Annotated in this window: 12 protein-coding genes; 3 read left to right on the forward strand and 9 right to left on the reverse strand. The window is 64.4% G+C overall.

Going from position 1 to position 14,610, the window contains the following annotated elements; genetic code table 11:
* Positions 1-168: 168 nt before the first annotated feature.
* Both BN1143_RS05915 and pdxR read left to right on the forward strand, forming a co-directional pair.
* Positions 169-495: a hypothetical protein gene (locus tag BN1143_RS05915; protein WP_042049954.1), complete on the forward strand. Its 327-nt coding sequence runs from the start codon at positions 169-171 to the stop codon at positions 493-495.
* A gap of 170 nt (positions 496-665) precedes the next feature.
* Entirely contained in the window at positions 666-2,075 is a 1,410-nt protein-coding gene (pdxR, locus tag BN1143_RS05920) for a MocR-like pyridoxine biosynthesis transcription factor PdxR (RefSeq protein WP_042049956.1), read from the forward strand.
* A 133-nt stretch (positions 2,076-2,208) separates the two neighbouring features.
* Here pdxR and BN1143_RS05925 read toward each other — a convergent pair whose 3' ends face one another.
* From BN1143_RS05925 to pnuC, 9 genes are all read right to left on the reverse strand, one after another.
* Positions 2,209-3,348 carry an MFS transporter gene (locus tag BN1143_RS05925; protein WP_042049958.1) on the reverse strand — a complete coding sequence of 380 codons (1,140 nt, stop codon included), beginning with the start codon at positions 3,346-3,348 and terminating at the stop codon, positions 2,209-2,211.
* A 12-nt stretch (positions 3,349-3,360) separates the two neighbouring features.
* Positions 3,361-4,908 (reverse strand): ABC-F family ATP-binding cassette domain-containing protein, encoded by a 1,548-nt coding sequence (locus BN1143_RS05930; protein WP_042049960.1) that lies wholly within the window; start codon positions 4,906-4,908, stop codon positions 3,361-3,363.
* Positions 4,909-5,264: 356 nt separating this feature from the next.
* Positions 5,265-7,055, reverse strand: a complete 1,791-nt coding sequence (locus BN1143_RS05940; protein ID WP_042049961.1) for a hypothetical protein — start codon at positions 7,053-7,055, stop codon at positions 5,265-5,267.
* A 424-nt stretch (positions 7,056-7,479) separates the two neighbouring features.
* Positions 7,480-9,120, reverse strand: coding sequence for an alpha-glucosidase (locus BN1143_RS05945; protein WP_042049962.1), 1,641 nt, complete (start codon positions 9,118-9,120; stop codon positions 7,480-7,482).
* A 199-nt stretch (positions 9,121-9,319) separates the two neighbouring features.
* Positions 9,320-9,721 carry a DUF1622 domain-containing protein gene (locus BN1143_RS05950; RefSeq protein WP_042049963.1) on the reverse strand — a complete coding sequence of 134 codons (402 nt, stop codon included), beginning with the start codon at positions 9,719-9,721 and terminating at the stop codon, positions 9,320-9,322.
* A 67-nt stretch (positions 9,722-9,788) separates the two neighbouring features.
* Positions 9,789-10,106 (reverse strand): N(4)-acetylcytidine aminohydrolase, encoded by a 318-nt coding sequence (yqfB, locus tag BN1143_RS05955; RefSeq protein ID WP_042049965.1) that lies wholly within the window; start codon positions 10,104-10,106, stop codon positions 9,789-9,791.
* Between the two features lie 43 nt (positions 10,107-10,149).
* Positions 10,150-10,821 carry a Crp/Fnr family transcriptional regulator gene (locus BN1143_RS05960; protein WP_042049966.1) on the reverse strand — a complete coding sequence of 224 codons (672 nt, stop codon included), beginning with the start codon at positions 10,819-10,821 and terminating at the stop codon, positions 10,150-10,152.
* Between the two features lie 128 nt (positions 10,822-10,949).
* Positions 10,950-11,675: a nucleoside phosphorylase gene (locus BN1143_RS05965; protein ID WP_042049967.1), complete on the reverse strand. Its 726-nt coding sequence runs from the start codon at positions 11,673-11,675 to the stop codon at positions 10,950-10,952.
* The gene (pnuC, locus tag BN1143_RS05970) at positions 11,672-12,394 is read right to left on the reverse strand and encodes a nicotinamide riboside transporter PnuC (RefSeq protein WP_010633219.1); all 723 of its coding nucleotides are present in this window, start codon (positions 12,392-12,394) and stop codon (positions 11,672-11,674) included. The genes BN1143_RS05965 and pnuC overlap by 4 nt, the downstream gene beginning before the upstream one ends.
* A 264-nt stretch (positions 12,395-12,658) precedes the next feature.
* On the opposite strand from pnuC, the gene BN1143_RS05975 reads away from it, so the two are divergent.
* Positions 12,659-14,491 carry an SLC13 family permease gene (locus BN1143_RS05975; protein ID WP_042007000.1) on the forward strand — a complete coding sequence of 611 codons (1,833 nt, stop codon included), beginning with the start codon at positions 12,659-12,661 and terminating at the stop codon, positions 14,489-14,491.
* Positions 14,492-14,610 lie beyond the last annotated feature (119 nt).

Below are 14,610 nucleotides of genomic sequence, written 5' to 3' on the forward strand. Positions count from 1 at the left end.
TTTGACTCCCTTTTATTGATTGCCGACAACCGGCAGGCTGGCAGAGATAATTCGGCCACAGCGTGATATAAAGACGGGCGGGAGGCGACGGATTTTAATCTTGACGTATAACGCAGGCTTGTATAAAAAATACGCCAACTGATAGCGCTATACCAAGGAGAGTGTGTCGTGTTCGAGTTCACTGTTAATAAGGCGGCGCTGCTGTCTCTTTCACTATTATTTACCTCCTCGGCCATGGCCATGGAAATATCTGCAGATAAAACCAGAACGGTTCAGGAGTTTACCGGCAATGTCATATTGAAGGTAAATGATAATGAGTCTGTGACTGTCTCTGCCGATTCGGTCAGAAAAAGCCAGGATGGCATGGAATATTCTGGCAAGGTCACCTTGTCTGCCGAAAAATTCAATGCTGAAGCTGATGAAATAAAGTCGGCGACAGATGGCCACGGTACGACCACCTTTACCACTGACAAGCTGACGCTGATCAGCAAATAGCGGTCAGCCAATGCACGCCCGTGATGGCGCCATATACCATGTTTTCATGGTACAGGGTGTTATCAGCCAATATTGTCATGCTGCTCTTCTATCGTGATGCCAACAGGAGTGGATAATGGATAAACAACGGAAGTGATAGAATACAGAGCCATATTTCATGGACCCCTCTCATGGACATTCAGGATCTGAACCTCAGCCGGGAGCAGGCAACCCCGCTCTATCTGCAGATATACCAGCGCTATTGCCATGCCATCGCGAGCGGAGCCTTGAACGCCGGTGACCGTGTGCCCTCGGTGCGCAGTCTGGCAAGCGAACTGAACCTTGCGCGCGGCACGGTTGAAATGGCCTATCAGATGCTGATCGGTGAAGGGTATCTGATATCCCGTGGTGCCGCGGGCACTGTGGTTGCCGCCGGGCTGAACAGGCTCGTCGAGGCGCCACCCTCTCCCCGACCCGCCGCCACACCAGCGCCGACCCAGGGGATCCCTCACAGCGAGATCCTGCCGTTCCAGCTGGGTGTGCCCGCGCTGGATCTGTTCCCGCGCAAGAGCTGGGCCCGGCTTGCCACCCGGCATCTGCGCAATATGGAGATGGTGACGCCGGATCCGGCCGGGCACCCGGCCCTGCGCCGCGCCATCGCCACCTATCTGGGCATTTCGCGGGGGATCCGCTGCAGCCACGAACAGGTATTCATCACGGTTGGTTATCGGGGGGCGCTGGATCTGGTGTGCCGCGCCCTGCTGCGAGCGGGAGATCTGGGCTGGTTTGAAGAGCCTGGCTATTTTCATGCGCGCCAGTTTTTGCAGCAGGCGGGTCTGCGGTTGCACCCGGTGCCCGTCGACATGCACGGCATGGATGTCAGCCAGGGTGAGCAAACCGCAGACGAGGCCCGGTTTGCGGTGGTCACCCCCACCCACCAGAGCCCGATGGGGGTGGCCCTCAGCCTGCCGCGTCGACTGGCGCTGCTGGAGTGGGCGGAGCGGCGCAACGCCTGGATCATCGAAGATGACTACGACAGCGAGTTTCGCTACCACGGTCGGCCCTTGCCCCCCCTCAAGAGCCTGGATCATCAGGGGCGCGTGCTCTACACGGGGACCTTCAGCAAGGTGCTCTACCCCGGTTTGCGGCTGGCCTATCTGGTGGTGCCCGAGGCGCAGGTCGTCCGTTTTCGCGAGCTGGTGGCGCAGCTGCCCGGCGCGGGTAATCCGGTGCTGCAGGCCACCCTGGCAGACTTCATGGATCAGGGGCATTTCACCCGCCACCTGAGCAAGATGCGCAGATTCTATGCCGAGCGGCATGGTTATCTGGTCGATGCCTTGGCCACCCGCCTGGGCGACCGGTTGCGGGTACAGCCGCAGGCTGGCGGGATCCATCTACTGGCGCAGGTTGCCGGGGGCGTGACGGATCAGCAGCTGGTCGAGATCGCCCAAGCCAATGGGCTGGCGTTGCATGCCCTGAGTAGCTGGTACATGAACCCGGCGCAGCAAAGGGGGGTGATGATGGGGTTTGCCAACTTTGCCAGCGCAGAGCAGGCCGATCGGGCCGTGCAGCAGCTGTTGTCCCTGTGGCCGGCAGAGTGAGCGCCATCCTTGGGTGATGCACATCCCTCGGATTGCGAAGAGGAGGGGCTGGTTACCAGGCGCCGTCTGCCACATGGCAGAGGTCATGAAGAGGGCTCCCGCGGGAGCCCTCTTGTCATTGTGCCTGTTGTACTCAGCCCGGCAGCCGCACCGGGCGCAGGGCGAGGATGGCCCCGCCAAACAGCAACAGGGCCAGCAGGGCCATGGCCATGGGGCCGGCGCTGTAGGCAAAGCCGGCGACGGCGGACCAGAGCGCCACCCCGAGGTGCATCAGGGTCATGGCCAGCGACATCAGCATGCCGCGCTGGGCCGGGGCGAGCTGGGCGATGTAACCCTGCAGCGCCGGCGAGCCGATACCGCCGGCCAGCGCCCACAGGCCCAGTGGCAGGGAGAGGCTGGCTAGGTTGCCAGCCGGATAGAGGTAGAAGAAGGCGCTGACCAGGGCGCACACCACCAGGGCGCCGCGCATCAGGGGTCGGCCGCTCTCCACATACCTGGCCAGGCGCGGCATCAGCACGTTGCCGACCACGCTGATAACGCCAAGGGCGCCGTAGAGCAGCCCCACCGACCAGACGGGCAGCCCCTGACTGTCGTGCAGGTGCTGGCCGACCAGGTTGAACAGGCCGATGCCGCCCCCCAGTCCCAACCCCATGGCGAGCAGGGCGCCGAGCGCCCCCGGAATGGCCAGCACCGAGCCCTGCGGCGCGGGGTGCGTGCCGCTGGCATGAACCTGCGGCGTGCGCGCCGTGAGCCAGGCCAAGGCTCCTGCCACGGCCCAGGCGCAGAGGCCGAGCACGATGAAGGGGGTGCGCCAGCTGCTGAGCTGGGCCAGCAGGGCGCCCACCGCCGGGCTCGAGATCATGCCGAGGGTGAGCCCCGACTGCACCCAGGCGATGCGCTTCATGGCATCGGCCGGCGCGCCGTCTGCCGCCATGGCGAAGGCGATGGGGAGCATGCCGGCGCTGGCCAGCCCGGTGATCACCCGGGTCGCCAGCCCAACCTCGAAGTTCGCCACCAGGCCGGTGGCCACCGAGGCGGCGCCAAACAGCAGGGAGGCCGGCAGCATCACCCGCAGCCGGCCGCGGCGATCCGACAGGCCGCCGAGCAGGGGGGCGATGAGGGCCAGCGCCACGCTGTAGGCGGTGATGAACAGGGTCACCCGTTCCGGGGCGACCCCCAGCTCGGCGCCGATGGGGGCGAGCAGGGGGCCCAGCATCAGCTCATCGGCCCCGACCAGAAACGCAATCAAAAACAGCAGTACTTTCAGTAACATAATTTTTATTCCTTAAGCTTGGGTCGACACGGCGGCGAACTGCTGGATGTCCACCACCCGATCCGGCCAGTCGGCCACAAAGGCCGGCTCGTGGCAGACGGCGAGCACGCTGCCCGGGTAGTCGCACAGGGCCTGGCGCAGGGCGGCCTTGGTGCCGGCATCCAGGTGGGTGGTCGGCTCATCCAATATCAGCAGATGAGTGGGCTGCAGCGCCAGTCGGCACAGCTTGACCCGGGTCTGCTCACCGCCGCTCAGGGCACTGATGGGCTGGATGGCCAGCTTGCCGCCGATGCCAAGGCGCGCCAGCTGCTGGCGGGCCCCCTTGTCATCCAGCCCGGGGGCGGCCGCCTTGACCAGAGCCAGCGGGGTGACCGCGGGATCGGGCCAGTGCAGCGCCTGCTCGAAGTAACCCGACTTGAGGCCGGGGGCCAGGGCCAGTTCACCGGCGAGCGGGGTGAGGCGGCCGGTCAGGGTGTTGAGCAGGGTCGACTTGCCGATGCCGTTGAAGCCGGCGATCACCACCTTCTCGCCGCGGCGCAGCTGCAGGCTGAGCGGCGCCAGCAGGGGCTGGTGGTAGCCGATCTCCAGCTCGCTTGCGGCCAGCAGTTGTGGGTGGCCCCCCTGGGCGGCGCGAAAGCTGAGGGTGACCGGTTTGGCCTGCTCGGGGGCGGCCAGGCGCTCGATGCGCGCCAGCTGCTTCTTGCGGCCGTTGGCGATGCTGGCGTTGACCCCGGCCCCGTTTTTGGCGATGAACTGCTCGAGCCTGTCGATCTGCCGCTGCTGGGCCTGGTATTGACGGGCGTGCAGCGCCTCGGCGGCGCCCTTCTGGGCCAGCGCCTGATCGAGGTTGCCGCGATAGGTGTGGATCTGCTGGCGGTCGATGTCGGCGATGGTGGTGGCGATGCGATTGACGAAGGCGCGGTCGTGGGAGACCACCAGGAAGGCGCCGGGGAAGCGCTCCAAATAGCCCGCCAGCCAGTCGACGTGGGCCGTGTCCAGGTAGTTGGTCGGCTCGTCGAGCAGCAGCACCTCCGGCGTGCGCAGCAGCAGGCCGGCCAGCATCACCTTGTGGCGCTGGCCGCCGCTTAAACTGGCAAGCAGGGTCTGCATGCCGAGCTGGGTCAGACCGAGGCCGGCCGCCACCTCGTCGATACGCGGATCTAACTGGTAAAAACCCTGGCTCTCCAGGTGCGCCTGCAGATCGGCCGCCCGGGCCAGCTGCCGCGGCCCCAGTTCGGGGTCGGCGTAGAGGGCCAGCATCTCGGCTTCCGCCTCATAGAGGTCGGCGAACACCGACTGCAGGTAGCCCCGCAGGGTGAGGTGGCCATCCCGCGCGGCGTGCTGGTCGAGATAGCCCGCCTTGATGCCGGGCTGCCAGAGGATGTCGCCGCCGTCTGGCAGACGCTCCCCCTGGATCAGCTGGAGCAGGGTGCTCTTGCCGGCGCCGTTGTGGCCGGTGAGGCAGACATGCTCGCCGGCGTGGAGACGAAAGCTCGCCTGCTGGTACAGGGTCTTGTCGCCGATGTGATAGGTCAGGTTGTGGATAGTGAGCACACTCATGGTTGTAACATCCATAAAAAACGGGGGGCAGGTACGCGACGTACCGGCCCCCCGTCTCAGCAAGGTGAAACGCTGCCAAATGGCAGAGACAAAAAGGCCGGCGATGAAGCATCTCGCCGGCCTGTGTCTCCTGTTTTCATCAGATGCGGGGCAACCTCCCAAAGAGAGGGCATTCGCGCAGCTGATGAAGATTCAGTCGATGGGCTCCGGGCAACACTTCATCGTGTTAGTGCACGGAGCACAGTCTCCTGACCGAGCATTTGAACAGGATGTACAACATTGAAAAGCGGTCCAACAAAAATTCTGGTCGCAAAATACCCAGAATTTACCGGTGAGTCAAATCTGCGACCCTCGCGCTACTCGTGGTGCAGGGTGATGCAGTCCAGTCCGCCGCTGCCGCGCAGCAAGGCCTCCGCCTGGTTCAAGCCGTCCCGTCGGTTGCTGGCAGCCTGACCCACGAAATAGGGGGTGAGTCCGGCCACCTCGCGCTGCAACCAGGCGGCGAACGCCTCATTGAGGGGGGTTATGCTGGCGGCATTGGTGATGTAGAAGGGCTGCTGACGGGTGCCCATGATGCCGTTCATCCAGTTCACCGGCCGTTTGCCCACGCTGAAGGCGCCCGGGGTGGCGATGGGGGTCAGGCCGGCATCGCTCAGTTGCTGATGGATGAGGGCATGGATCTTGTGCCAGCGCTCGCCCTGTTGGCGCAGGTCGGTCACGCTCTTGGCCAGTTCCTGCCGCTCGCTGTCGCTCAGGGTGGCATCTCTGGCCAGCACCTGCTCGATCAGCGCCGCGCTGGCGGCGTGATCGTTGAAGAGAATGCGGCCGTCGGCCAGCGGACGCATGGCCATGTCGAGGTGGAAACCGGGCTGGGCCAAGATCACCAGATCCCGCTCGGCCACCTTGAGCTCCTGCGCCATCAGGCGCTGGCTGATGGCCATCATGGCGAGGAAGCGGCCGGTCTGGTGCGCTTGCTCGGCCTCGGTCAGCCCAGTTCGCTGATAGCCGCCGGCCTGCAGCATGCGGCCAAGCCGGGTCAGGGTGGCGGCATTGGCCGTCAGCGTCTGCAGCGCATCGGTTATCTGCTCATCGCCGAAGTCGGCGTGCAGTTCGGCGGTTACCACCAGCCCTGCGTACTCCCGTTTGAGCTGGGCCAGCAGGTCGAAGGAGGCCGGCAGCGGTTGGCCATGGATGGCGCGATAGCGCTCGGCGATGCGCTCCCCTTGCTGCGTGCTCAGAAACATGCGCTGCTCCGCCGCCTGGCGGGTCGCCCAGTTCACCTCGTACTGAGCCAGCTCGGCCTTGGCGCGCGCGGTTCTGGCAAAGGCGTGGCGCTGCGGCTCATCGAGCCCCTGTGGCAGCAGGTTGGCCGCCTCCAGCAGGATGAGGTCCACCTCGGTGTCATGACCCTTCTGGAAGGTATGGGGGCTGCCCAGCCACTCCTCTTCGTTCAGTTTCAGCCGAAACTCGCCGTCGCGCTCCATCTTCTCCTGCAAGGCGGCGATGCGTTCACTGTCCAGCCGGCTGTGGTGCAAGGTGGTCTGCAGCAGGGCGTCGCGGCCGATCAGGGCATAGGGCGTACCGTCGGCTCGCTGGCCGGTCAGCATGTTGCCGCCATCGATGATGGAGAAGGTGGGGATGAGCTCGCGCCCCTGCGCCTCGGCGAAGCTGTTGGCCTGGGAGAGCATGCTCTCGTTGAGCCCCTGGGAGGCCTGACTGCCGAAGCTGTGGTGGCCCTCCTGCTCGGCCTCCGGGCTCTGTTCGGTCAGGGCGGTGACGAAGGTGTGGTAGCTATCCTTGTCGGCCAGCGGTGCTCGGGGACGGAAGATGAGAGCGCCATCGCGCGACAGCCACATGTTGTCCTCGGTCCAGGTGTACATGTCAGCGTGGGTGCTGACCGAAAAGCCCTGCTCCCTGCCGATCAGCTCCAGCTCCGCCACCAGTTCCGGCTCGGTCTGGAGGGGCAGGTGGAGCTGGTGGATCCGGTTGCCCAGATCGTCCTGGGCCAGCTGGAAACTGCGCTCGAGGGCGGGGGAGTGCTGGCCGTTGCTGAGGGCGGGATCGTCCGGGAAGATCAGAGGGGCCGCCATGGCCGAGTGGAGCCAGAAGAGGGTGGAGATGGCGAGTGCCACGCCGGTTTTGCGCATGATGATTTCCTGTTGTTATGGCGGGAGAGTGCCCGCGAGCCTGAACCTCGGCGTGCGGCGCCGTGCCGTACGCTTCGGATGGAAACCATAAGGAGCCGGCGAAGAACCACAAGGGCGCAAATCTGAATTGACTTTTAACCCTGACTAAACAGCGTTTAATATCGCCGATTGATGATAAAGACGTCGTTTTTGATGGGGTTTATTGCCAATAAAAACAGGGTGTTGAACTATTTCAATTGTCGATAGCAAGCGGTGGTTGGATATTGCCTGGCAAGGCGGTGCGGGCCTGAAAATGCGAAGTTTTTAAGTGAGTAAATCACCGGGGCGTATCAACAGCCCAGGGGAGGGGAATCATCAGGGGGCAGGGGCCGCCTCCCGTAGCGGAGGATGGCGCGAGGGATAGAGCGAGGGATAGCGCTGCCCGTCACTCCCTTGCTCGCAGCAGCCAGGCGGCCGCCTGATAGGGGGCAAAGGTGGCGGTGGGCTGCCCCGGGTAGTTGTTCATCAGCAGGGTGGCACCGGCCTCCACCAGGTCAAGGTGTGGCATGACCAGGGGGCGCGCTGTGAGGTTGGCGAGCAGCAGCAGGGTATGCCGCTCCGCGCTGGCCGGATCCTGCCAGCGGCGGCGATAGCCGATGCGATCTGGGTCGTCCCCATCCAGCAGCTCGAAGTCGCCGTGGCGAATGACAGGGTGGGCCTTGCGCAGGGCGATGAGCTGGCGATAGCAGTGAAACGGCGAGTCGGGGCGGGCCAGCTGCTCGGCGGCGTTGATCTCGAGGTGATTGGTGTTGAGGGCAATCCAGGGGGTGGCTGTGCTGAAGCCCGCGCGGGGGCTGGCATCCCACTGCATCGGAGTGCGGGCGTTGTCGCGACCGATGGCATCGAGGCGGCGGGCGAGCTCGGCAGGGTCCAGCCCCGCCTGGCTGGCGCGGTAGTTGATCGCCTCCAGGTCGCGCAGCTCGTCCGGCTGCCAGTGACGGTTGGTCATGGCGAGCTCCTCCCCCTGATAGATGAAGGGTGTGCCCTGCATCAGGTGCAGCACCATGGCCCACAGTTTGGCGCTGGTTTCCCGCCATTTCGGGCTGTCGTCGCCAAAGCGGGAGACGGCGCGGGGCAGATCGTGGTTGCCGAGAAACAGGCTGTTCCAACCCCGCCCGTGCAGCTCCTGCTGGTAGCGGGCCATGGCCCGCTTGAAGGCGAGGGGGTCGAAGCGGGATGACCACTTGTCCTGCCCCAACCCCAGGTGCTCGAAGTTGAACACCATGCTGAACTCGCTGCCGTCGGGGTTCGAATAGTTCTGCATATGGGCGAGGTCGGCCGACCAGGTCTCCCCCACCGTGATGATCCCCTTGCCGCCGAAGCTCTCGGCTTTGAGCTCGCGGATATAGTCGTGCAGGCGCGGGCCATTGCTCATGGCAAGCCGGTCCCAATCCTTGCTCACCATGTCGATCACATCGAAGCGAAACCCTTTTACTCCTTTGCCCAGCCAGAAGTGGATCACCGCCGCCATTTCGGCGCGCACCGCCGGGTTGTCCCAGTCCAGATCAGCCTGACTTGCGTCGAAGTTGTGCAGGTAGTAGCGATCCAGCGCCGGCACGTATTGCCAGCCGCTGCCGCCAAAGATCGAGGTGACGGGATGGGCGTCGATGAAGGCCTGATCGCGAAACACGTAGTAGGCCTGATAGCGGGGGTCGCCTGCCAGCGCCTGCACAAACCACGCGTGCTCGGTGGAGGTGTGGTTGGCGACGATATCCATCATGATGCCGATACCGTGGGCGGCCGCCTCGACTATCAGCTGCTCCATCTCGGCCAGGGTGCCGAAGGCGGGGTCGATGGCGCGGTAATCCGCCACGTCGTAGCCGTTGTCCCGCTTGGGGGAGCGATAGAGGGGGGTGAGCCACAGCATGTCGACCCCCAGGGTGGCCAGATAACCGAGCCGCTGACGAATGCCGTTGATGTCGCCCATGCCGTCGCCATCGCTGTCCTGAAAGCTCATGGGGTAGATTTGGTAGATGACGCAACTATCGAGGTCGATATCGGGTGTGTGGAGAGGTCGCGGGTTCATCAGCTGGGCCGGTTGGGGGAAGCGATGGTTTATCTTACGCAGATGAGCGGGAAGTCAACAGGGCAGTGAAAACCTTGAAAAGGGTTCCATTGGTGGCTGATTGTCAGAAGTGAGGGGCGGGTCACAACTGGGCCATCCCGAGCCATGGTTGTGGTCGGGATGGCAGGCACTTATTGCTGATGCAGTGCAAGGAAACGGGCTACTTGGCCGCCTTGGCCTGCTCGCTGCGCTGTTCCTGCTGGCGTTCTGCCTTGTCTTGCTGGCGTTCCGCTTGGGCTTCCAGCTCCTTGCCGAGGAAGTAGTTCAGGAAGGTGCGGATCACCGCGATGATGGCGAGGCGAATGAGCTCCTCCTTGCTTGGCGCCACCGTGGTGGCCAGGATGTCGGCGGCGAGCTGGAACTCCAGCGCCAGAATGAGCCAGCTGCCGAAACAGAGCCGGATACGCGGAAAGCCCGGTTCATGATCCCGCACCCGCGCCGCCAGCCAGAGGGTCTTGCCCAGCCCTATCACCACACAGGCGATGGAGATGATCTCCAGCAGCAGCTGGAACAGCTCGACCCCGTGCATCATGCCCTCTCGCAGGCTCGCTATCTCAAACACTCGGGTCACCTCCCTGATTCAAAAGAGGACACTATTAACACATCGCTCGGCAAAGGCCAAATCCGGCTCAGGCAAGCAGTTTGAATTCAATGACATAGAGCGGCGGCAACTCGGGATAGATGGCGCGGATCACCGCTTTCAGTTCGGGGAGCGTCATGTTCTCCTGGCGGGCGTGCTCGTCGTTCAGATCCTCGAAGGCGACTGCCTTGACCGACAGCACCTCCATGGTGCCAAAGGGCTGGTGCTCCGGGTTGGTGAACAGCGCCAGGCGCTGGCCGGGCTGCCAGTTTGCCTCGCTCTCGTCGCGGATGGTGATGGTCTTGCGGCCGGCCTGGATGTCGGCGACAAAGCGGCTGAAGAAGGTGAACTCGGGATGGGTCGACATGGCACTCTCCTGACATGGTGAATCGAAATGGGGTGAATGGAAATCAAAGGTCGAGATAGGCGCGCAGCCTGGCCAGATCGGCGATGACGGGGCCGTCGGGGCCGTCGGCGACGATGCCCTGTTCGATAAGCTCCTTGAGGGCGCGCCGGTAGACCCGCTCCGTGGTGCCAAAGCGTGCCGCCTCGTGGGACCGCTTGCGTGAGCCCAGCATGGGGGTGCGCTGGCGTTCGCGCCACAGCTCGAAGGCGATGTTGTAGGCGATGGGGTGCAGCAACCGGCTGGTGGTGATGTCCAGGGTATCCAGGTAGTCGCTGGCGAGCGCCGCGGCGAAGAAGAGGGTCAACTCGGGCTCGGCCAGCAGCCGTTTGGCCAGCTTGCCTGCGCAGATGACGATGGCGTCCAGCTCGGTCTCGGCCACCACGCTCCACTGCACCGGGGTAGCGCTGAAAAACTCCATCTCGCCGAAGATCTGGCGCTGGCACTCGATTTCGCCGAGCTGAAACAGCCGCCCGGAGTGCACAGCACTGTTGAGGGAGACCCGGCCCTGCTCCACCAGATAGAGGTGCTCACACTGCTCCCCCTGGCGCATGATGGGCTCGCCCGGCAGGTAGCGGCGCGAATAGAGGGTGCAGGCCGCCAGCGCCGTGGCGAAGCGCGGCTCGAGGGCGGCAAGCTCGGCGTGAAAGCGGCCGAGGGGATAGGGTTGTTGCTGCATGGAGAAGGCCCTGCTTGACGAGGGCCATGAGGCTAGCAAGGGCGGGGGCGGGATGCCAGCGCTGGCGCCCTCGAATGTGCCGGGCTTAACGTTTTGCCGGAGCCGCAACGGGCCCCGGCAGACCCGCTCTATTGCGTCAGGGCGTGGAGGGCGGCGGCGATGGCCAGCCGCTCGCCGGTCATCATGGCGGCCTCGCTGGCGGCGTAGTCGCTCACCCCCTCCTGCACATCCTGCTCGAAGGCCACCACGTTGCAGAGCACGGCGGCCACCCGCACCTTGCGCAGGCGCCCTACGGCGAGCAGGGAGGCGCTCTCCATGTCCGCCCCGAGCACCCCGCGGGCGTGCCAGTAGCGACACACCTCCTGCTCGTCATCCCGGTAGAAGCTGTCGTGGGAGCGCACCAGACCGTGCCAGTGAGGCTGGCCGCTGGCGTCGAGATGGGCGAGCAGGGCGGCCTGCAGGCGGATGTCGGCGCAGGCGGGGTACTCGGGCGGCAGGTAGGCCTGCGAGGCGCCTTCGCTGCGCACCGCTCCCTCCACCACGATGAGATCCCCCAGCGCGATCTCATGTTGCAGGGCGCCGGCGGAGCCGACCCGGATGAGGGCGCGGGCGCCCGCCTGCACCAGCTCCTCCAGCGCGATGACGGCGGAGGCGCCGCCGATACCGGTGCTGCACACCGTAATGGGTAGCCCCTGATAGCGGCCGTTGATCAGGCGAAATTCCCGGTGCTGGCCCAGCACGTCACACTCATCGAGCTGGCTGGCGATGCGGTCGACCCGGGCCGGGTCGCCGCACAGCACCACCCGTTCGGCGATCTGATCCGGGCGGCATTGCAGATGGGGTAGCAGGCTCATGCGATCACTTCCTGTTGCGGACGTTTGGCGCTGACCATCCACAGGCGAGTGCCGTTGGCGGCGATGAACAGCAGGATCAGGTACTCAAGGGACATGGCATAGACCCCCTGGGCAGCGTAGACGCCGATGCTGATGATGTTGATGACCACCCAGAGGATCCAGTTCTCCACGTACTTGCGGGTCATCAGGATCTGGGCCACCACGGAGAGCACCGTCATGCTGGCATCCCAGAAGGGGAAGGCATCGGGGGAGGGCTCGGGCGTGGCGAGGTTGGCGCCAAACAGGTTGAGCAGGGCGACCGAGGTGCGTGCCAGGGCGGCGAAGACCGGGTCGATATAGAGGGTCAGCAGGGCGATGGCCAGCACGCTCACGGCGGCGGTGGCGACGAGCTTGGACTTGCTGAGCCAGCGGATCTGCAGGGTGTCCCCCTGGGCATTGGCCGGCCGGGTCCAGGCGTACCAGCCATAGAGGTTGGCGCAGAAGAAGAACAGCTGCAGCAGCAACAGACCGTAGAGCTGGATCTGGAAGAAGATGATGGCGAACAGGCTGACGTTGATGAGCCCGAACAGGTAGTTGATGGTCTTCTCCTGGCTGGCGCACCAGATGCAGGCCAGTCCGAACAGGGTGCCGACGGCTTCGATCCACGACATGGCGTAGCCACCGCCCAGCGGTATGGTCACCAGGGTGTGATTGATGCTGAACCACTCGAATATGCTCATTTTCATTTCCTTGGAAAATAGGGGGGCGTGAACCGGGCCTATTCTAGGGGCGGCATGGGGGTCTTTGCAGGACTTTTGTCCGTGCAGGGCCGAGCCACCTCAAAGAATGGACAAACCGCAAGCAACTTTAGGCCCCCGATGACACCCTGATATGCGATGATGCCCTGCCCTTTATTGACATGTCACAAAATGGGGATGAATGGGCTGTGGTCTGATGGAATCCCCCCGCTGCGGTCGGGGTGGTGTTGAACGAAAGGAGCGAGCGTGAATTCCGAGCTGGTCTGGGTCCTCTGCATGCTGGTGGGCGCCATTTATCTGTTTGTGAGCAACAGGGTCCGCATGGACGTGGTTGCCTTGCTGATCATCATACTGTTCGTGCTGAGCGGCACCCTGACCCTGCCACAGGCGCTGGCGGGGTTCAGCGATCCCAACGTCATCCTGATCGCCGCCCTGTTCGTGGTGGGGGAGGGGCTGGTGCGCACCGGCATCGCCTATCAGGTGGGGGACGCACTGGTGAAGGTAGCCGGCAGCAGCGAGACCCGATTGCTGGTGCTGCTGATGGTGGCGGTCGCCCTGCTGGGGGCCGTGATGAGCAGCACAGGGGTGGTGGCCATCTTCATCCCTGTGGTGCTGAGCGTGGCGAACCGGATGGGGATCCCGGCCGGCCGGCTGATGATGCCGCTAGGCTTTGCCGGCCTCATCAGCGGCATGATGACCTTGGTGGCGACGCCGCCCAACATGGTGGTCAACAGCGAGTTGATGCGCCACGACATCCACGGCTTCGGCTTCTTCGGTTTCACCCCCATGGGGGTCATCATCCTGGGAATGGGGATCCTCTACATGCTGCTGATGCGCACCTCTCTGGTACGTAGCGAGGAGGAGGGCAAGCACAAGCAGAGCGGACGCAGCACCATGCGCGATCTCATTCGCGACTATCGGCTGGCCGGGCGGGCGCGCCGGCTGGCATTGCGGCCTGACTCTCCCCTGATCGGCCAGACCCTGGACGAGCTGCAACTGCGGGCCCGCTACGGGGCCAACGTCATCGGGGTGGAGCGCTGGCGCAAGTTTCGGCGGGTGATGGTCACCGTCTCCGGCGTCACCGAGTTCCAGGCCAAGGACGTGCTGCTCATCGACATGTCCGACCCCGATGCGGACGTGCGGGAGTTCTGCAGCGAGGCGCGGCTCGAACCCATGATCCTGCGCGGGGAGTATTTTTCCGATCAGGCGCGGGAGGTGGGCATGGCGGAGGTGTCGCTCATCCCCGAATCCCGTCTGCTCGGCAAGAGCATCCGCGAGGTGGCGTTTCGCTCCCACTACGGCCTCAACGTGGTGGGGATCCGCCGCGCCGGCGAGGCGCTTGGCGGCAAGCTGGTGGACGAGGCGCTGCAGATGGGGGATACCCTGCTGGTGGTGGGCAACTGGAGCCTGATCCGCCTGCTGCAGACCCACAGCCGTGACTTCCTCTTGCTGGGGCTGCCGGCCGAAGTGGACGAGATGGCGCCGGCCCGCAGTCAGGCCATTCACGCCCTGATCGCGCTCGGGGTCATGATAGTGCTGATGGTGACCGATCCCGTGCCCAACGTCATCGCGGCGCTGATCGCCTGCCTGCTGATGGGCAAGTTTCGCTGCATCGACATGGAGAGCGCCTACAAGTCCATCCACTGGCCGACCCTGATCCTCATCGTCGGCATGCTGCCCTTTGCGCTCGCGCTGCAAAAGACCGGCGGGGTGGATCTCATCGTCGGCGCGCTGATCTCGGCGGTGGGGGAGATGGGGCCGCGGGTGATGCTGGCCAGTCTGTTCGCCCTGTGCGCCATCATCGGGCTGTTCATCTCCAACACCGCGACGGCGGTACTGATGGCCCCGATCGCGCTCGGCACGGCCCAGCAGATGGGGGTCTCGCCCTATCCGTTTGCCATGACCATCGCCATCGCCGCCTCGGCGGCCTTCATGACGCCGGTCTCCTCGCCGGTCAACACCCTGGTGCTGGGCCCTGGCAACTACAAGTTCGTGGATTTCGTGCGCATCGGCGTGCCCTTCACGGCGCTGGTGATGGTGGTGAGCGTCATCGCCATCCCCTGGTTCTTCCCGTTCTGACGGCACATATGACATGGCGGCCTGCGGGCCGCCTTTTTATTGCCCGCAGTAATCTGACATGCAAAGGACGGCATAAAGCGAAAGCCGGGCATGAGCGCCGTCGCAGAGGAGAGCACAAG

This window comes from Aeromonas dhakensis (assembly GCF_000820305.1).
Lineage (GTDB): Bacteria > Pseudomonadota > Gammaproteobacteria > Enterobacterales > Aeromonadaceae > Aeromonas > Aeromonas dhakensis.